Here is a 19,040-nt window from a genome sequence, read left to right as displayed (position 1 = left end):
CGGCGCCGGCGCCGCGGCCTCAGTCGCTGCAGGTCAGCCCCACCGGCGTCAGCAGCTTGTCCAGCACCAGGGTCTGGGTGCCGGTTTCGCCGGTCAGCACCACGCTGGCGCGTTTGCAGCTGATGAACTGGACGCTGGCCGTGCCCCAGACGCGGCTGGTGATGGCATCGGGGTCGAAGCCGTTGAAACGGCCGCCGCTGACGAAGTACATCGGCACGTCCATCGGCTCGCCGTAGTCGAAGGTGCGCGCGGCCGGGTCGTAGTCGCCGTACAGCCACAGGTGCCGGCCGCTGTCGTCGTAGCCGTAGAAATACAGCAGGAAGCGCCGGTCGTTCACCAGTTCCATGTTGAAACCCTGGCCGCTGGTGCCGACGTGGTACCAGCTGCCCGACAGCTCCGGCGGCAGCGGGCCGTCCTCGGTCACCGCGCCGGTGCGCACCTGGAAGGTGTGGGTGGTGACCTGGCCGTTGAGCGTCGCTTCGACCGTCCACAGCCCCTGGGGCGCGTTCGACGGCAGCACGTGGTTCCAGTACCAGTAGGCGCCGTTGTAATAGGGCGGCGTGTCGCCCTCTTCGGCCATGTCGAAGCTCCAGCTGGCGAAGGCCGACTGGTCCGGGCGCAGGATGCGGAACTGCGTGACCATGCCGCGGCCGATATCGCGGTAGGCCGACACCACGGTCAGCGCATCGCCGGGCGCGAAGCTGTCCTTGAAGTTGGGCTGGTCGAAGGTGTTCGGGCAGACCGGGAACACCGGCGGTTCGCTGTGCGTGGAAAGGCGGTTGATGCGGGTGTCGCGATAGGGCCGCTGGCTGGCCCAGCTGGTCGGGATGGTGTTGCACTGGCCGTTGTTCGGGTCGACCACGGGTGCGTTCACGGCATTGGTGGCGCGCAGCTCGAAGTGCAGGTGCGGCCCGGTCGAAATGCCCGAGCTGCCGACCTTGCCCAGCACCGTGCCGGCGGTGACGACGCTGCCGATCGGCAGCGTCGTCACCGAGCCGCGCTTGAGGTGCAGGTAGCGGGCGATGCTGCCGTCGCTGTGCAGGATGATCACGTAGTTGGCGGTGTCGGGCGCGTCGAACGAACACGAGCGGTCGTTATAGCCGTCGCGCTTTTCAATCAGCGTGCCGGGCGCCGCGGCGATCACGTCCACCGCGCCGCTGTCCATCAGGTGCCAGGGGAAGGGCCAGATGAAGTAGTCGATGCCGCGGTGGTTGTAGCCGCCGGCGTTGTCGTAGGTGCGGGTGGCGCAGGTGTAGTCGCGCAGCTGGTTGGGGTAGGCCAGGTTGAGGTCGACGAAGTTCGAGATGCCGCTCCAGGCGGTGCCGATGCCATCCACCGGGCCCATCGGCCAGGTCATGCCGGTGATGGCCTGGGTGCGCGGCGGCGCCAACACCGGCGCCTTGCCGGCCCGGGCCAGGGTGGCCAGGTTCTCGTTCACGCGCTGCACCAGCTGCTTGTCGAAGTCGGCCGAGACCTGGTCGCTGGCCTGGTCGGCCGCCATCGTGTGGCCGCCGTCGGGCGGTCGGGCGCCGGCCGACGCGGCGGACAGGACCAGAAGGGCGATCAGGCAGGGTCGGCGCAGGGTCATGGCAGGGTCCGTCAGTCGGCGGTGCGTTTCGAGCTTACGCCCGCGCCCCGGGGCTTGCCTGTGCCGGATCTGGCGGCAAGCCGTGCGACCATGGCGCCCCCTCCGCCCCCGGTTCCCGCCGTGTCCCTCGCTCTCGACGTCCTCTACGCCGACGACCAGCTGGCCGTGGTCAACAAGCCCGCCGGCCTGATGGTGCACGACAGCGCCCTGGCCCGCGGCGAAACCGACTTCGCCGCCGACCGCCTGCGCGACCAGTTCGGCCGGCCGGTGTTCCTGGTGCATCGGCTCGACCGCGCCACCAGCGGCTGCCTGCTGCTGGCCTTCGACCGCGACAGCGCCTCGGCGCTGGGAAAACGCCTGATGGAGCGCGAGTTCGAGAAGGACTACCTGGCCGTGTGCCGCGGCTGGCCGGAGCCGGCCGAAGGGCTGATCGACCACCCGCTCGACGGCGGCCCCGGCAAGCCGCAGAAAAAACCCGCGCAGACCGCTTTCCGCACCCTGGCGCAGGCCGAAGTGGACTGGCCCAGCGCGCAGCATCCGACCTCGCGCTACGCGCTGCTGTGCTGCACGCCGCTGACCGGACGCTTCCGGCAGATCCGCCGCCACCTCAAGCACCTGCACCACCACCTGGTCGGCGATTCCAGCCATGGCGACGGCCGCCACAACCTCGCCTTCCGCACGCGCGGCGTGCACCGCATGCTGCTGCACGCGGCGCGGCTGGCCTTCCCGCATCCGCTCGACGGCCGCCGCATCGAAGTGCGCGCGCCCGGCGACGCGGAGTGGGGCAAGGCGATGGCGCTGCTGGGGTTCGGCGCGGAAACGGCGCCCTGACCGGAAAGGGATGCCGGCCGGCGCCGCACCGTCGCGCGCGCGCCGGCCTTCATCCGCGGATCGACGGGTTTCGTCGCAGGCTTGCGGGAAACATGACCTCTGGCGGCTGGCGCGGTCATTTCCCGGGCCTATAGTCCGCTCGCACCCTCCCCCGGAGCACCACCATGAACCGTCTCGCCGCTGCGCTGCTGATCGCCCTGTCCACCGCCGTTGCCGCGCCCGTGTCCGCCCAGCAGGACGCCGCGCCGCCCAAGGACGTCGGCGTGGACGACAAGGCCATCATGACGTCCTCGGGCTTCCTCACCGCGCATCCGGACCTGGGCAACCGCCTGCAGGGCCTGGACTCGCTCGAGGACAAGAACTACAAGCGCGCGCTCGACGATTTCCGCCGCGCCGCGCGCTACGGCGACAAACCCTCGCAGGGCGTGATCGCCGAGATGTACTGGAACGGCCAGGGCGTCGACGTCGACCGCGCCACCGCCTACGCCTGGATGGACCTGGCCGCCGAACGCGCCTACCCGGTGCTGCTGGCCAAGCGCGAGCAGTTCTGGGCCCAGCTGACGCCGGAAGAGCGCGAGCGCGCCGTGCCGATCGGCCAGGCGCTGTACGACGAATACGGCGATGCCGCGGCCAAGCCGCGCCTGGAGAAGGTGCTGATCCGCGAGCGCCGGCGCATGACCGGCAGCCGCGTCGGTTTTGTCGGCGCGCTCGAGATCAGGATCCCGACGCCGGGCGGCATGCGCAGTGTCGACGGCTCGCAGTACTACCACGAGAAGTTCTGGAACCCGGCCCTGTACTGGCGCTGGCAGGACTACGACTGGAAGAAGCCCGGCAAGGGCAGCGTGGACGTCGGCGAAGTGATGACCGACCTCAACGAGCCGGCGGCCGATGCCGCGGCCGAAGAAGGCGGCGATCCGCGCTGACCCGGCGCACCGGACAGGGCGGGCCGCAGGGGCGATAATGGCGGCCCCGCCCCACGCCGGATCGTCGTCTTGGCCAAGCTCTACTTCTACTACTCGGCGATGAACGCCGGGAAGACCACCACCCTGCTGCAGAGCGCGCACAACTACCACGAGCGCGGCATGCGCACGCTCATCCTCACGCCGCGGCTGGACGACCGCTACGGCGAGGGCGTGGTGGCCTCGCGCATCGGCCTGAAGGCGCGCGGCACCATCTTCGGCCGCGACGACGACCTGCAGGCGCTGGCCGCCGCCGACATCGCCGCCAACGGCGCCCTGCATTGCGTGCTGGTGGACGAGGCGCAGTTCCTGTCCAAGGCGCAGGTGTGGCAGATCACCGAGATCGTCGACCGGCTGAACGTGCCGGTGCTGGCCTACGGCCTGCGCACCGACTTCCGCGGCGAGCTCTTCGAGGGCAGCCAGTACCTGCTGGCCTGGGCCGACAACCTGGTCGAGATCAAGACCATCTGCCACACCGGCCGCAAGGCGACGATGGTGGTGCGCGTGGACGAACACGGCCGCGCGATCACCGATGGCCCGCAGGTCGAGATCGGCGGCAACGACCGCTACGTCTCGGTCAGCCGCGGCGAGTTCAAGAAGGTGATGGCGGGCGAGGGTTACATCGACCTGCAGCAGCCGCAGCTGCCGCTCGATCGCGGCGACTGAGCCGACTCAGCCGCGGCCGCAGCCCGCGCCGAGTCTCGCCAGTTCATCCAGCAGGCGCTGGCGCTCCGGCTGCCGGGCGATGGCGGCCGCCAGCGTGGCGTCGCGGCGGACGCGGCCTTCGGCGCTGCGGCCGGTGCGGCATTCCAGGTCGGCCTGCAGGGCATCCAGACGCCAGGTCCACTGTTCCTGGTCCACGCCGCGGCCACGCCGCTGCGCGCGCAGGGAGTCGATTCCCGCCTGCGCGCCGGCGTAATCGCCGCTGCGCAGCGCCAGGCGCGCCCGCGCGAACTGCAGCGGCATCAGCGCCGGCGCCGCGGGGTCGAAACCCGCGGCCAGCAGGCGCTGTTCCGCCGCGGCGTGCAGGGCCTTGGCGGCTTCGGCGTTGTCGCGCGCCAGCGCCACGTCGGCCAGCAGCAGCTCGGCGCGTCCGGCCAGTGTCGGCGCCGGATCGATCCCGAGCTGTTGGCATTCGCGCGCCAGGAATTCGGCGCTGTCGGGCTGCCCGAGCGCGAGCCGCGTTTCGGCCAGGTCGCAGAGCACGCTGGCGTGCGTGGCCAGCTCGTTGCTGCGCCGGCGCAGCTGCAGGCTGCGCTGGAAAGCGTCCTGCGCCTGCGCCGCGCGGCCCTGTTCCCAGGCGAGGCGGCCCAGCTGCTGCCAGGAGGCCGCCACTTCCGGATGTTCCGGCCCGAAACGCGTGAGCAGCCGTTCGTGCGCCTGGCGCAGCAGGCGCTCGGCCTCCTCGAGCTTGCCGGTCTCGACCAGCACGCGGCCCAGCGGCCGCTGCACGCCGGTGCTGGCCGGATGGTTGGGGCCGAAGCGGGTGAGCGCGATCTCCAGCGCCTGGCGGTACGAGGCCTCGCTCTCCATCGTGTCGCCGATGCTGCGGTAGAGGCCGCCGAGCTCGCGCCAGATCTCCACGCCCAGCGCGTTGCGGTCGCCGCCGCTTTCGCGCAGCAGGGCGAGCGCGGCGCGGGTGGCGGTGATCGCCTCTTCGTTGCGGCCTTCGTCGGCCAGCAGGCCGGCGAGGTCGGCCTGGCTTTCGGCCTGCAGCGGCTTGGCCTCGTCCAGGCCGGTGCGCAGGGCCAGCGCCTGGCCGAACAGGTCGCGCGCCACTTCCAGCCCGCCGAGGCTGCGGTGGCAGCGGCCGAGCTGGGACAGGAATTCCGACACCGCGCGCGGATCGCGCGGCGCCTGCAGCTGGCTCAGCGGCAGCCAGGGCATCAGGGTGCGCACGCAGACCTCGGGTTGGCCGAGCGCGCGCAGGCTGCGGCCGCGCAGTGCCGCGGCCTCGATGCCCAGGCGCGCCGGCGCTTCGCCGGCCAGTGTCGCAAGCACCTGCGACTGCCGGTCCAGCAGCTCCAGCGCCTGGCGGTCGTCGCCCAGGCCCTGGCGCAGGCGCGCCACCAGGCCCAGCAGTTCGGCGCGGGTCTGCGGTTCGCCCAGCAGTTCGGTGTCGGCGCGGCGCACGCCGGCGTCGAGCAGGATGCGCACGTCCAGGCTGCCGTCGCCGGCCTGTTCGGTGTTCTCGAACAGCGCCACCACGAAATCCTGCATCGCCTGCGCGCGCTGCGCCTCGGCGATCGCCCGGCGGGCCTGCCAGGACACGAACACCAGGGCCGATACCAGCAGGCCGCCCACCACCACGCTCATCAGCAGGGCCAGCGAATTGCGTCGCACGAACTTGGCCGTGCGGTAGCCCAGACTCTGCGGCCGCGCCAGCACCGGTTCGCCGTCGAGGTGGCGGCGCAGGTCCTGGGCCAGGGCTTCGACCGAGACGTAGCGGTCGTCGGGCGCCTTCGCCAGCGCCTTGAGCAGGATGTTGTCGAGGTCGCCGCCGAGTTCGCGGGCGAGCCGGCGCGGCGCCATCAGGCCGGTCTCGCGCGCCTGGCGCAGCGCGGCCTGCGAGGGCCGCACGGGGTCGGCCTCGAGGATGGCTTCCTCCCAGGCGGCGTCGGACGTGCGCGCCGGGTCGTAGGGTTTGCGGCCGACCAGCAGTTCGTACAGCACCACGCCGAGCGAATACACGTCGGTCATGGTGGTGATGGCGCCGTGGCGGAGCTGTTCGGGTGCGGCGTAGTACAGGGTGAAGGCGCGGGTGCCGGTGCCGGTGATCTCGGTGTGGCCCGAGTCGGCCTCGTCGAGCAGCTTGGCGATGCCGAAGTCGAGCAGGCAGACCTCGCCGGCCGAGGTCACCAGGATGTTCGAGGGCTTGAGGTCGCGGTGCACCACCAGGTTGGCGTGCGCATGGCTGACCGCGGCGCAGACCTGCAGGAACAGCCGCAGCCGGTCGGCGGTGGGCAGGCCCAGCTTCTGCGCGTGCTGGGTGATCGGTTCGCCCTGCACGTAGTCCAGCGCCAGATAGGGCTGGCCGTCGCTGCTGACGCCGGCGTCGAGCAGGCGGGCGATGTGGGCGTGGCCCAGGCGCGCCAGGATCTGCCGTTCGCGGGTGAAACGGGTGCGCAGGCCGGCGTCGCCCAGGCCCGGGCGCAGCAGCTTCAGCGCCACGCGCCGGTGGTAGAGCCCGTCGGCACGCAGCGCCAGCCAGACCTGGCCCATGCCGCCTTCGCCCAGCGGGTGTTCGAGCTTGTAGGGGCCGATCTGCTGCCCGGCCTGGGGCGCGAACACGGCGGCGTCGACCACCGATTGGGACAGGAAGTCGGGGCGGTCGTCCTCCAGCGCCATCAGGCGTTCGAGTTCGGCGCCCAGGGCCGGATCGCCGGCGGCGACTTCGGCCAGCCGGCGCTTGCGCACCGGCGGGTCGAGTTCGAGCAGCTCATCGAGCAGGGCCGAGATCGTGGACCAGCGTTCGGTGTCCACGCGGGCGCGCCAGCCTCAGCCCTGCAGGGCCGCCAGCAGGAACATGCGGGCCTTCTGCCAGTCGCGGCGCACGCTGCGCTCGGAACGTTTCAGCAGGCCGGCGATCTCGGTTTCCGACAGGCCGGCGAAATAGCGCATCTCCACGACCTGGGCCAGGCGCGGGTCGAGGTCATTGAGTTTGTTGAGCGCGACATCCAGGCCGAGCATGTCCTCGTCCAGGCGCATGCCGCCGCCGGCATCCTCGGGCAGGTCGGTGACGCGGTGCAGGTCGCCGCCGCGTTTCACCGCCATGCGCTGGCGGGCGTAGTCGACCACGACGCTGCGCATGGCGCTGGCGGCGTAGGCGAAGAAGTGGGCGCGGTCCTCGAACTCGGCTTCGGCGCGGCCGGCGAGCTTGAGGTAGGCCTCGTGCACCAGGGCGGTGGTGTCCAGGGTGTGGCCCTGCTGCTGGCCGCCCAGCTGGCGCCGGGCCATGCCGTGCAGTTCGCGGTACAGCGTCGCCAGCACCCGGTCGAGCGCGGACTTGTCGCCGCCACGGGCGGCGCTCAACCACTGGGTGATTTCGGCAGTTTCGTTCATGGGTCCCCGGGGCCCGTCTGCGCGGGTTGCCGACAATATAGCCGCATTGGAGCCGGGGGGCGTCAATGCCGGGCCGGCACTCAGCGCTGGCAGCCGGGGCACCAGGCGGTGGCGCGGTTGCCCATGCGGCCGTCGCGGATCCGGCGGCCGCAGACCCGGCAGGCCTCGCCCTCGCGGCCGTAGACGAACAGCTCCTGCTCGAAATAGCCGGGCGCGCCGTCGGGGCTCAGGAAGTCGCGCAGGGTGGTGCCGCCGCGGGTGATGGCGTGGGCCAGGATCTGCTTCACCGCCGCCGCCAGTCGCGCATAGCGCTCGCGGCTGACCGCGCCGGCCGCCCGGCCCGGGGCGATGCCGGCCCGGAACAGGCTTTCGGCGGCATAAATGTTGCCGACGCCGACCACGACCGCCTGGTCCATCAGGAAGGTCTTCACCGGCGCCTTGCGGCCGCGGCTGAGCGCGAACAGGGTGTCGCCATCGAAGGCATCCGACAGCGGTTCGGGGCCGAGGTGCTCAAGCAGTTCATGGGTGGTTCCCGCCGGCTGCCAGAGCAGGCAGCCGAACCTGCGCGGGTCGGTGAAGCGCAGCACGCGGCCCGAATCCAGCGCCAGGTCGACGTGGTCGTGGGTTTCCACCGGCGTCTTCGCCGGCAGCACGCGCAGCATGCCGGACATGCCCAGGTGCAGCAGGGCGCTGCCGGGCTCGGTGTCGAGCAGCAGGTATTTGGCGCGCCGGCGCACGCCCAGCACGCGTTGGCCCGGCAGCTCGCGCGCGACCTCGGGCGGGATCGGCCAGCGCAGGTCCGGGCGCCGCAGCACCACGCCGGTGATGCGCCGGCCCTCGACATGCGGTGCCAGGCCGCGGCGCGTGGTTTCGACTTCGGGCAGTTCGGGCATGGCGGCATTGTCGCCGAGCGCCTCGGCCCGGGGCCACCGGCGCTGTCCGCATTCGACGCCGATGAATCGGGGCCGACCCGCGGGCCGCCGTTGATTGCCGCTGTCGCCCACCGGGGGCTAGCCTAGGCCGATGCGCGCCTCCCGACCGTGGTCCTACTCCCTCGTGCTGCTGCTGGGCCTGCTGGGCCTGCCGGTGGCGGCCAGTCCCACCGGCAGTCCCCTGGACAGCCTCAAGTCCGGCCTCGAAACCCTGGCCGACCCCCAGCGCGCCGCCGCCAACGAGGCCCTGGACGCCGCCAGCGCCGCCGACCGCGAAGCCGCCGCGCTGGAGCAGCGCCTGCAGGCCCTGAACGCCGAAGTCGCCAACGCGCCCGCCCGCACCGCCCAACTCGAGGCCCAGCTCGCCATCGACCCGCGCCGGGCCCTGGCGCAGTGGCGCGCCCGCGTGCCGGCCCAGGCCGACGTCGAAACCCTGGAACGGCTGCTCGAACAGGAGCGCCTGGCCACCGGCCAGCTGCGCGACCGCATCGAGTCGATCACCGCCGAACTCGCCGATGCCGTCGCCCAGCCGGCCCGTGAGGGCAGTCAGCTGGCAGATCTGCAGCGCCGCATCGACGAACTGTCGACGCCGATCATGCCCGGCAGGGACGAACCCGCCGCGCTCACCGACGCCCGCCGCGCCCGCCAGGCCGCCGAACGCCGGCAGCTGCAGGCAGACCTGGCCCTGCGCCAGGCGCAGCAGGACCTGGCCGGCACCCGCCAGCGCCTGCAGGAACTGGAGCTGCGCGCCCTGCGCACCCAGCTCGCCCAGCGCGAGCCGCGCCTGGCCGTGCTGCAGCAGCGCATCGCCGAACGCGGCCGCGGCGAACTCGAGGCCCAGGCCCTAGGCCTGGCCGAACGCGCCGAGGCCGTGGCCGGCCGCGATGACCCGGTCGCCGACGCCGTGCGCCAGAACCTTGCCTTTGGCCAGGAGCTGTTGTCCCTGCACGAGCGCCTGGACGAACAGCGCCGCAGCCTGGCCAACCAGGAACAGGCCCTGGCCCGCGACCTCGCCGGCCTGCGCGACAGCCGCACCCGCCTGGAGCTGGGCGGCCGCAGCGAACAGGTCGGCATCTGGCTGTGGGCGGAGCTGCGCCGGCTGGAGCCGGAGCGCAATCTGCGCGAGCGCCTCGACACGGCGCGCCAGTCCCTGGCCCAACTGCGCCTGCGCCTGATCGAACTCAGTGAAACCCGCCGCCAGCTCGACGACCTGCCGGCCGCGGTGCGCGCGCTGCGCGACCAGGCCGGCCAGGAGGACGACGACGGCACGCCGGCCGCGCAGGCCAGCGCCAGCGAACTGGAGGCGGCACTGCAGGAGCGCCTGGACCTGGTGACGCGGATCGAACCCACGCTCTGGCGCCTGGTCGCGGCGCACGAGCAGGCCGAACGCACCCTGCAGGCGCGCCTGGACGCGAACCTGGAGCTGCGCCAGACCCTCGACCGCCACCTGCTGTGGATCCGCAGCCACGCGCCGGTCGGCGCCGACTGGCTGGCGACCGTGCCCGCCGGCCTGTACGACCTGTTCAAGCCTTCCCGCTTCGTCACCACCGGCGAGCTGCTGCTGCGCTCGCTGCAGGAGCGGCCCTGGTCCTACGCCGGTGCCGTCGCCGTCGTCGCCGTGCTGCTGGTGCTGCGCCGGCGCGCGCGGCCCAAGCTCGACTCGCTGGCGCAGGCGATCCGCGAAGTGCGCGTCGATCGCTACCGCCGCACGCTCGAGAGCCTGGCCTGGACCGTGGTGGCGGCGCTGCCCGGCGCGGTCGCGCTGTGGCTGCTGGGCGGGCTGCTGCAGGGCGTCGGCAGCAGCGGCAAGTACAGCGATTCGCTGGGCCGCGCCTGCGTGGCGCTGGCGCTGCCGATGTTCACCCTGGCCTTCCTGCGCTGGCTGGTGCGCGAACGCGGCCTGGCGCACGCCCATTTCCGCTGGACCAAGCCCCGGCGCGAAGCGCTGCGGCGCTGGCTGCCGCGGCTGTCGTGGGGGTTGCTGCCGCTGTATTTCGTTGTCGCGCTGGCCTTCATCCGCAACCAGGAGCTGGCGATCGCGGTGCAGGCGCGGCTGGCGATCGTCGCCGCGTCGGTCTTCTCGGCCTGGGCGTTGTGGCGGCTGCTGGCGCCCGACGAGCTCTGGCACAGCCGCGGCGCCGACGTCGAACCCTCGCTGCGCCGCCGCGTCCTTCGTTTCGTCCTGCCGGCAATGATGCTTGCCTGCGCGGTGCTGGCGCTCGACGGTTACGTCTACACCACGGCCATCCTGCTCAACGCGCAGTTCGCCAGCGTCGGCATGGTGACCGCGGTGGCGGTGCTGCACGGGCTTCTGTCGCGCTGGTTCGTGCTGGGCGAGCGCCGGCTGGCGCTGCGCCGGCTCGAGCAGAAGCGAGAGGCGGAAAAGCAGGCGCGCAGCGGCGAAGCCGATCCCGGCGACGGCGGCGAGGCGGTGCCGCTGGAGCTGGAGGAGGAGATCACGCTCGAGAAGGTCAACGCGCACAGCCGCAGCCTGCTGCGGGCGATCAAGCTGACCCTGCTGGTGGTCGGCCTGGCCTGGGTGTGGTCGGACGTGCTGCTGGCCTTCGCACGCTTCGACGAGATCGCGCTGTGGTCCATCACCGAAAGCGCCGCCGACGGCGGCAGCAGCCAGGTGCCGATCACCCTGATGGCGGTGCTTCTGGGCGTGCTGGCGCTGGCGCTGACGGTGGTGGCCGCGCGCAACCTGCCGGGCCTGATCGAGATCGGCCTGCTGTCGAAGGTGAACATCGACGCGGCCTCGCGCTACGCCATCACCAGCGTGTCGCGCTACGCGATCGTTCTGGTGGGCGTGGTGATCGGCCTGGGCCTGCTGGGCCTGCGCTGGGGCCAGCTGCAGTGGATGGCGGCGGCGCTCACCGTCGGCCTGGGTTTCGGCCTGCAGGAGATCTTCGCCAACTTCGTCTCCGGCCTGATCCTGCTGTTCGAGCGGCCGTTCCGGGTCGGCGACGTGATCACGGTGAACAACCTCGACGGCACCGTCACCCGCATCCGCACCCGCGCCACGACGATCCTTGATTTCGACAACAAGGAGATCGTGGTCCCGAACAAGACCTTCATCACCGGCCAGCTGGTGAACTGGACCCTGACCGACGAGACCACGCGCATCTCGATCAAGGTCGGCGTGGACTACGGCACCGACCCGGCCCTGGTGCACAAACTGCTGCTGCAGGCCGCCGAGGAGAACCCGCGCGTGCTCAAGGACTGGGCGCCGCGCAGCTGGCTGCTGGCCTTCGGCGCCAGCACCCTGGACTTCGAGCTGCGGGTTTTCGTGGGCAACATGAGCGACCGCCTGGCCGTGCGCAACGAGATCAACGCCCGCCTGGTCGAGCTGTTCGACCAGAACGGCATCGCCTTCGCCTATCCCCAGCTGGACGTGCACGTGCGCGAACTGCCGGCCCCGCGGCCGCCGCAGGATCCGCGCGAACCGGCGCCGGAGCCGCGCCGCTAGCCCGCCGGCGTTCCCTGCGCGGCGAACCAGGCGACGATGCCCGGCATCTCCTGCTCGAAGCCGCCCGGGATGTAGAGGTTCAGCAGGCCGGCGCGCACGTCGCCGGGATTGCTGAAGTCGTGCACCACGCCGGCCGGCACGCGCAGGAAGTCGCCGGGGCCGGCGTCGATGAACGCATCGCCGGCCTGGAACCTGAACCGGCCCTCGAGCACGTAGAAGATGTCGTCGTTGGCTTCGTGCGAATGCGGGCCGGGACCGGGCGTGCCCGGCTCGAGCCACCATTCCGAGATCGAATAGGTGTCGGCGGTTTCGCCGCCGTCGGCCAGGAAGACGGCGCGCATCGGCCCCAGCGCGTAGGCGCGGCCGGCGCCGGCAGGAAGATGAATCACCCGATGGCGGGCAGGATCGGCGTTCATGAAGTCCCTCCGGGCGTCGCTTGATAAGTGCGAGGCTGAACACCATACCTTGACGCAGGGTGACGGGTCCGCCGACGGCGGGCATCATCCCCACCATCACCGGGCCAAGCGCCCGTTTTTTACGGAGTTTGCCCCATGTCCCTCGACCTGTTCGACTGGTTGGCGCGCGGCGTCACGCAGGCCAGTTACTGGCAGATGGCGATCTATTTCCTGGTGGTGACCCAGGTCACCATCATGACCACCACGCTCTATCTGCACCGCAGCGCGGCGCACCGCGGCGTGGATTTCCACCCGGTGCTGACGCACTTTTTCCGCTTCTGGGCCTGGCTGACCACCGCCATGGTCACCAAGGAGTGGACCGCGGTGCACCGCAAGCACCACGCCAAGTGCGAAACCGAAGAAGATCCGCACAGCCCGCGTTTCCAGGGCATCCACCAGGTGCTGTGGCGCGGCGTCGAGCTGTACCAGGAAGCGCGCCTGGACAAGGACATGCTGGAGAAGTACGGCAAGGGTTCGCCGGACGACTGGATCGAGCGCAAGCTCTACACCCCGCGCGCGACCTTCGGCCCGATCCTGATGCTGGCGATCAACCTCGCCCTGTTCGGCATCCCGGGCATCGTGATGTGGGCGCTGCAGATGGCCTGGATCCCGTTCTGGGCCGCCGGCGTCATCAATGGCCTGGGCCACTGGTGGGGCTATCGCAACTTCGACACCGCCGACACCGCCACCAATCTGACGCCGTGGGCGTTCTGGGTGGGCGGCGAGGAGCTGCACAACAACCACCACGCCTTCCCGAGCTCGGCCAAGTTCGCGCTGCGCAAGTACGAGTTCGACATCGGCTGGACCGTGATCCGCGGCCTGCAGGCGCTCGGCCTGGCCAAGGTGCTGCGCGTGGCGCCGGAACTGGACGTTCGCCCGAACATCCAGGTGCCCGATGCCGACACTATGCGCGCGGTGATGGCGCACCGCTGGCAGGTCGCCACCGACTACTTCCAGATGGTGCTCAAGCCGCACCTGCAGGCCGAAGCCAAGGACCTGCCGGGTCGCCTGCGCCGCGCCTTCCGCAGCGAAGGCAAGTGGCTGAGCGAGGAGAACCGGGCCAAGTTCAGCGCCTGGATCGCCGAGCGCCCGAACACCGCGCGCCTGATGGAGTTCCGCGCCCGCCTGCTCGGCATCTACGAGCTCAAGAGCGCCGAAGCCGAGGCCAAGATGGACGCGCTGCGCGCCTGGTGCGCCGAGGCCGAGGCCTCGGGCATCCGCCAGCTGCAGGAGTTCTCGGCGCGCCTGAAGGGTTATTCGATGGTGCCGGCGCGGGCCTGAGTGGGCCACGCTCCCAACGGAAGGGCCCGCTCCGGCGGGCCTTTTTTGTCCGGGTCCGCCGCAGGCCGATGCCCCGCTGACCAACGGCACGTTGCCGGCCCCGCCAGGCGCCGCCTAGCATCGCGACGTTCCCGCCCACGGACCCGCCATGCTCCGAGTGACCCGATCCAAACGTTTCTGGTTCGCCGTGCTGCTGGCGACGCTGGGGTTTGCGGCCTACGCGCTGCAGGGCGAGGTGTCGATGCGGCGGGGCCCGCACGGCCTGGAGGCGGTGCAGGTCTACGACGAGGAGTTCACCCTCACCGACGTCGTCGACGACGGCCCCTACGTGCGTTACGTCGAAGGCGGCATCGAGGCGCGCTGGGTCTGCGCCGGCAGGGTCGAGATCCAGCGCCTTCGCGCCGAGCGCTGGCCGCTGCGCCTTGCGCCCCGCTGCGGCCATCCGCACGAACTGCAGATCCGGCCACCGGCCGCGGTCGAAACCGCGGCGATGATCCGGGGCGCGACCCGCCTGGTGGCGCTGTCGGACGTGCACGGCCAGTACGACCTGATGGTGCGGCTGCTGCGCGCCCACGGGGTGATCGACGCGCAGGGCCGATGGGCCTGGGGCGACGGCCAGCTGGTGATGACCGGCGATGTGTTCGACCGCGGCCCGCGCGTCACCGAAACCTTCTGGCACCTCTATGCGCTGGAACAGCAGGCGCGCGAGGCCGGCGGCGCCGTGCATTTCCTGCTCGGCAACCACGAAGCCCTGGTGCTGCGCCGGGACCTGCGCTACGTCAGCGGAAAGTACCGGCGCACCGCGACCCTGCTGGGCGAGTCCTATGACGCGCTGTACGGGCCCGACACCGTGATCGGCGACTGGCTGCGCAGCAAGCGTACCCTGCTGCAGGTGGACGATATGCTGTTCATGCACGCCGGCGTGCACGCCTCCTATTTTGCGCTCGACCTGAGCCTGGAGCAGGCGAACGACCGTTTCCGGCGTTCGCTGGGGCTGGACAAGGCGGCGCTGGCCAAGGATCCCGTGCTCACCTTGCTGCATGGCGCGGATGGGCCGATCTGGTATCGGGGCTATTTCCTGGACGAGGGTCTGCAGCAGGCCAGCGTCGATGCGGACCTGCGCCGGCTCGGCGTCGGGCACGTGCTGGTCGGCCACACCTCGCAGCCGATCGTGCACTCCCTCTTCGGGGGCCGCGTGATCGCGATCGACAGCAGCATCAAGAAGGGCCGCTACGGCGAACTGCTGTTCCGCGAGCACGGCCGCTTCAGCCGCGGCACGCCCGATGGCCGCCGCCTGACCCTGGGGCCGCTGGGTGCGGACGGCCGTTGAGCGCGCCGGCCGGGTAAACAAAAAGCAGAAAACGCCGGTGGCGGCCCGCTTGCGCTTGTGTCCAGCCGCCGGCGTGGGTAGGGTCCGGACACGTTCCCCGACCCCTTACCGCCATGGCCAAGGTCGTGATCGCATCCGCCCTCGCGCGCTGGCTGTCGCCGGCGCCGGCCGGTGACGGCGAGGTGGCGCTGCAGGTGCCGGGCGACAGCGTCGGCGCCGTGCTCGACGGACTCTTCCGCATCCATCCCGGCCTGCGCGGCTACGTGCTGGACGAGCGCGGCGCCCTGCGCCGCCATGTCGCGCTGTTCGTCGATGGCGATGCGCTGCAGCCGAAATCCAACTTCGCCCTCGCCCTGCGCGCGGACGCGGAGATCTACGTGATGCAGGCGCTATCCGGAGGCTGACATGAGCGACACGCTGCTGGTCTCGACCCGCAAGGGCCTGTTCGTGCTGCGGCGCGGCCGCGCCGGCTGGGAAAACGAACACGTGGCCTTCCTCGGCGACAAGGTCGCGCTGGCGCTGGCGGATCCGCGCGACGGCGCCTGGTATGCCGCGCTCGACCTGGGGCACTTCGGCGCCAAGCTGCAGCGCTCCGAAGACCGCGGCCGCACCTGGACCGAACTCGCGGTGCCGGCCTACGGCGAACACGACACGGTGGCGGTCGGCGACGGCAAACCGCCGAAGCCCGCGGTGCTCGAACTGATCTGGTCGCTGGAGGCGGGCGGCGCCGACCAGCCCGGCCGGCTGTGGGCCGGCACGATCCCGGGCGGGCTGTTCCGTTCGGATGACCACGGCGCCAGCTGGCGGCTGATGCGCGGCCTCTGGGACCAGCCGGCGCGCGCGGGTTGGTTCGGCGGCGGTTACGACTCGCCGGGCATCCATTCGGTCTGCGTGGATCCGCGCGATCCGCGCTGCATCCGCATTGCCGTGTCCTGCGGTGGCGTCTGGCGCAGCGACGACGACGGCGCCAGCTGGCGCGTCACCAGCGACGGCATGTTCGCCGACTACATGCCGGAAGACCGCCGCTACGACCCGGTGATCCAGGACCCGCACCGCATGGTGCAGTGCGGCGCCGCGCCCGACACCCTGTGGGTGCAGCACCACAACGGCGTCTTCCGCAGCGACGACGGCGGCGGACGCTGGCACGAGGTGCCGGCGGTGAAGCCCTCGGTGTTCGGTTTCGCGGTCGGCGTGCATCCGCACGATCCGGCTACCGCCTGGTTCGTGCCTGCCATCAAGGACGAGCGGCGGGTGCCGGTGGACGGCCGCCTGGTGGTGGCGCGCACGCGCGATCGCGGCGCGCATTTCGACGTGCTGTCCCAGGGCCTGCCGCACGATCCCGCCTACGATCTGGTCTACCGCCACGGCCTCGCGGTGGACGCCACCGGGGAACGCATCGCCATCGGCTCCACCACCGGCGGCCTGTGGATCAGCCACGACCAGGGCGAACGCTGGACGGCGCCGGCCCTGCGGCTGCCGCCCATCCACGCCCTGACCTTCGCCTGAGGCAGGCCGGGTCCGGACCGGGCCCGGCGTCGGCGCACGCGGCGTCCAGTCCTGCGACAATGCGCCCCCTTGGCCGGCACCGGCCCGCTTTCCTGAACGCCCTTCATGACCGACACGCCCTCCCCCCTGCCGACCGGCGGGGATGACCTGGTGGCCCGCCTGCGCGCCGCCGCCGAACTGCTCGAAACCGTCGCCGCCGACCGCAGCGCCTTCGACGCGCTGCCCGAACCCGAGCGCAAGCGCCTGAAGGCGGCGGTGAACCGCTTCCACCACCCGGACCCGATCCCGCACCGCAAGCTGCGCCGCGAGAAGAAGCGCGCCCAGGTGAAGCAGCGCAACGCCCACGACGACGCCATCCTTGGCGCCACGGGCATCCGCGAGCTGCGCAGCAAGCCGGTGTTCACCACGCCCAACTACTTCCCGCCCTCGAAGATGCCGGTGGACGACATCACCGACGATCCGGCGCGGGTGACGATCGAAGAGCAGCACTGCTACGTGTGCAAGGAAAAGTACACGCGCATCCACCACTTCTACGACCAGATGTGCCCGGCCTGCGCCGAGTTCAACTTCCACAAGCGCACCGAAACCGCCGACCTGCGCGGCCGCGTCGCGCTGCTCACCGGCGGCCGGGTCAAGATCGGCTACCAGGCCGGCCTGAAACTGCTGCGCGCCGGCGCCTCACTGATCGTCACCACGCGCTTCCCGCGCGACTCCGCGGCGCGCTATGCGCAGGAGCCGGACTTCGCCGAATGGGGGCATCGCCTCGAGGTCTTCGGCCTGGACCTGCGCCACACGCCCAGCGTAGAGGCCTTCTGCCAGACGCTGCTGCAGACGCGCGAGCGCCTGGACTTCATCATCAACAACGCCTGCCAGACCGTGCGCCGCCCGCCCGCGTTCTACGCGCACATGATCGCCGGCGAGACCGCCGCGCATTCGGACATGCCCGAGCACGTGCGCAAGCTGCTGGGCAGCTACGAAGGCCTGCGCGGTTACGACCTGGTGCCGGACGGCAACGCGCTGGCGCACGGGGTCGAGGCGCCGGGCCTGACCCGCGCCGCCGAACTGTCGCAGGTGCCCCTGCTGGCCGAGGAGCTGCTGGGCCAGCAGCACCTGTTCCCGGAAGGCCGCCTGGACGCCGACCTGCAGCAGGTGGACCTGCGCGGCCGCAATTCCTGGCGCCTGCTGATGCACGAAGTGCCGGCGGTGGAACTGCTGGAAGTGCAGCTGGTCAACGCGGTCGCGCCCTTCATCATCAATGCGCGCCTGAAGCCGCTGATGCTGCGCACGCCCGAGCGCGACAAGCACATCGTCAACGTGTCGGCGATGGAGGGGCAGTTCTACCGCAACTTCAAGACCACGCGGCACCCGCACACCAACATGGCCAAGGCCGCGCTGAACATGATGACGCGCACCTCGGCCGCCGATTACCAGGGCGACGGCATCCACATGAACGCCGTGGACACCGGCTGGGTGACCGACGAGGACCCGATCGAGATCGCCGAGCGCAAGACCCGCGAGGAGCGCTTCCATCCGCCGCTGGACATCGTCGACGGCGCCGCGCGCATCGTCGACCCGATCATCGACGGCTTCAACACCGGCCACCACGTCTGGGGCCAGTTCCTGAAGGACTACCGGCCCACCGACTGGTGATTCAGTCGGGGCGCCAGCGCTGGCTGGCGTCCGGGGGCAGCACTTCGCCGGATTCGGCGTCTCGCATCGCCAGCACTTCCTCGTGGCCGTAGCGCGGCGTCCAGCCCAGGTCGCGCTGCGCGGCCCCGGAATCGTAGACGCGGTCGATGCGCGCCGGCAGCGGCCAGCCGCGCGCCGCGAAGGCGGCGACCAGGGCCGGCGCGCGCCGCGCCAGCACGGCCGGCGCGTCGTCCCACAGCGCTGGGCAATCCGCGGCGACGAAGGGCGTGGCGCCCGAGATCACGAAGGTCGCGCAGGCTGGCCCGGCATGGCGCAGGGCGGCGTCGTGCGCGGCGGCGACATCGCGGGCGTCGACGCCGCGGTGCAGCCGGAACAGCGCCATCACGTTCGCCGGTTCGGGAAAACAGCGCGACATGCGCAGGACGCGCAGCGACGGCCCGCCGCCCAGCGCCGCCTCGCGCAGCAGGGCCTCGGCCGCGAGCTTGCTGCGGTGGTAGATGGTGCGCGGCTCCGGCGCCAGCGTTTCGTCCACCCAGCCGGCGCGGCCCGGGGGCGTGGCGGCGTCGCCGTACAGCGCCGTGGTGCTGGTGAACACGATGCGCTTCACGCCCGCGGCGGCGGCCGCATCGAGCAGGCGGCGGGTGCCGTCGACGTTGATCCGCTGGAACTCGGCCTCGGGCAGGTGCGGCACGTGCGGCGCATGCAGGGCCGCCGTATGCACGACGGCTTCGACACCTTCGAGCGCGCGCGCCAGCAGCCCCGGTGTGTCGAGGTCGCCGACCCAGTCCGCGGTCGAGGACGGGCTGCGGTCCAGGCCGGCGACGGCGAACCGCGGCGACAGGCGGATGTGGATCGCCCGGCCGACGCGGCCGGAACTGCCGGTGACCAGGACCTTCGGGGCGGGCGGCGCGGGCGACGTCATGGCGGCTCCTTCGACGCGCCAAGGGTAGCGGATCGCTCCGGCCGGGCAAAAAAAG

Annotated in this window: 15 protein-coding genes; 9 read left to right on the top strand and 6 right to left on the bottom strand. The window is 71.6% G+C overall.

Annotated elements, in window-relative coordinates:
- Positions 1–19: 19 nt before the first annotated feature.
- Positions 20–1,588, bottom strand: coding sequence for a M23 family metallopeptidase (locus tag E1B00_RS12695; protein ID WP_139449348.1), 1,569 nt, complete (start codon positions 1,586–1,588; stop codon positions 20–22).
- Between the two features lie 90 nt (positions 1,589–1,678).
- Between E1B00_RS12695 and E1B00_RS12690 the strand changes: the two genes are divergently transcribed.
- The 3 genes from E1B00_RS12690 (at position 1,679) to E1B00_RS12680 (ending at position 4,044) form a co-directional block, all read left to right on the top strand.
- Positions 1,679–2,419, top strand: a complete 741-nt coding sequence (locus tag E1B00_RS12690) for a pseudouridine synthase (RefSeq protein WP_139449346.1) — start codon at positions 1,679–1,681, stop codon at positions 2,417–2,419.
- A gap of 164 nt (positions 2,420–2,583) precedes the next feature.
- Complete coding sequence (locus E1B00_RS12685; RefSeq protein ID WP_139449344.1) at positions 2,584–3,342, top strand: tetratricopeptide repeat protein; 759 nt, start codon at positions 2,584–2,586, stop codon at positions 3,340–3,342.
- A gap of 69 nt (positions 3,343–3,411) precedes the next feature.
- Positions 3,412–4,044 (top strand): thymidine kinase, encoded by a 633-nt coding sequence (locus tag E1B00_RS12680; protein WP_139449342.1) that lies wholly within the window; start codon positions 3,412–3,414, stop codon positions 4,042–4,044.
- A gap of 6 nt (positions 4,045–4,050) precedes the next feature.
- On the opposite strand, the gene E1B00_RS12675 is transcribed toward E1B00_RS12680, so the two are convergent.
- The 3 genes from E1B00_RS12675 to mutM all read right to left on the bottom strand — a co-directional run bounded on the left by E1B00_RS12675 (position 4,051) and on the right by mutM (position 8,333).
- Positions 4,051–6,861 (bottom strand): serine/threonine-protein kinase, encoded by a 2,811-nt coding sequence (locus tag E1B00_RS12675; protein ID WP_139449340.1) that lies wholly within the window; start codon positions 6,859–6,861, stop codon positions 4,051–4,053.
- 15 nt (positions 6,862–6,876) lie between these two features.
- The gene (locus E1B00_RS12670) at positions 6,877–7,440 is read right to left on the bottom strand and encodes an ECF-type sigma factor (RefSeq protein WP_139449338.1); all 564 of its coding nucleotides are present in this window, start codon (positions 7,438–7,440) and stop codon (positions 6,877–6,879) included.
- An 80-nt stretch (positions 7,441–7,520) separates the two neighbouring features.
- Positions 7,521–8,333, bottom strand: coding sequence for a bifunctional DNA-formamidopyrimidine glycosylase/DNA-(apurinic or apyrimidinic site) lyase (mutM, locus tag E1B00_RS12665; RefSeq protein ID WP_139449336.1), 813 nt, complete (start codon positions 8,331–8,333; stop codon positions 7,521–7,523).
- 130 nt (positions 8,334–8,463) lie between these two features.
- Between mutM and E1B00_RS12660 the strand changes: the two genes are divergently transcribed.
- Positions 8,464–11,841: a mechanosensitive ion channel domain-containing protein gene (locus tag E1B00_RS12660; RefSeq protein ID WP_139449334.1), complete on the top strand. Its 3,378-nt coding sequence runs from the start codon at positions 8,464–8,466 to the stop codon at positions 11,839–11,841.
- On the opposite strand, the gene E1B00_RS12655 is transcribed toward E1B00_RS12660, so the two are convergent.
- Positions 11,838–12,257, bottom strand: a complete 420-nt coding sequence (locus E1B00_RS12655) for a cupin domain-containing protein (protein WP_139449332.1) — start codon at positions 12,255–12,257, stop codon at positions 11,838–11,840. The two genes, E1B00_RS12660 and E1B00_RS12655, sit on opposite strands and share 4 nt — an antisense overlap.
- Positions 12,258–12,392: 135 nt before the next feature.
- Here E1B00_RS12655 and E1B00_RS12650 point away from each other — a divergent pair, with 135 nt between their 5' ends.
- The 5 genes from E1B00_RS12650 (at position 12,393) to E1B00_RS12630 (ending at position 18,063) form a co-directional block, all read left to right on the top strand.
- Positions 12,393–13,577 (top strand): DesA family fatty acid desaturase, encoded by a 1,185-nt coding sequence (locus tag E1B00_RS12650; protein WP_139449330.1) that lies wholly within the window; start codon positions 12,393–12,395, stop codon positions 13,575–13,577.
- Between the two features lie 148 nt (positions 13,578–13,725).
- On the top strand, positions 13,726–14,907 hold the full coding sequence (locus tag E1B00_RS12645; protein WP_220396287.1) for a metallophosphoesterase: 1,182 nt from the start codon (positions 13,726–13,728) through the stop codon (positions 14,905–14,907).
- Between the two features lie 125 nt (positions 14,908–15,032).
- Entirely contained in the window at positions 15,033–15,311 is a 279-nt protein-coding gene (locus E1B00_RS12640; protein ID WP_220396286.1) for a MoaD/ThiS family protein, read from the top strand.
- 1 nt (position 15,312) lies between these two features.
- Positions 15,313–16,413 carry a WD40/YVTN/BNR-like repeat-containing protein gene (locus E1B00_RS12635; protein WP_139449326.1) on the top strand — a complete coding sequence of 367 codons (1,101 nt, stop codon included), beginning with the start codon at positions 15,313–15,315 and terminating at the stop codon, positions 16,411–16,413.
- 105 nt (positions 16,414–16,518) lie between these two features.
- A complete protein-coding gene (locus E1B00_RS12630) occupies positions 16,519–18,063 on the top strand; it encodes an SDR family NAD(P)-dependent oxidoreductase (RefSeq protein ID WP_139449324.1) in 1,545 nt (514 codons plus the stop codon).
- Position 18,064: 1 nt separating this feature from the next.
- Here E1B00_RS12630 and E1B00_RS12625 read toward each other — a convergent pair whose 3' ends face one another.
- Positions 18,065–18,985, bottom strand: coding sequence for an NAD-dependent epimerase/dehydratase family protein (locus E1B00_RS12625; RefSeq protein ID WP_139449322.1), 921 nt, complete (start codon positions 18,983–18,985; stop codon positions 18,065–18,067).
- Positions 18,986–19,040 lie beyond the last annotated feature (55 nt).

Source organism: Arenimonas terrae (assembly GCF_006265115.1).
Classification (GTDB): domain Bacteria; phylum Pseudomonadota; class Gammaproteobacteria; order Xanthomonadales; family Xanthomonadaceae; genus Arenimonas; species Arenimonas terrae.
Note: the sequence above shows the minus strand (reverse complement) of the source record. Positions and strands in the feature narration are given on the sequence as shown.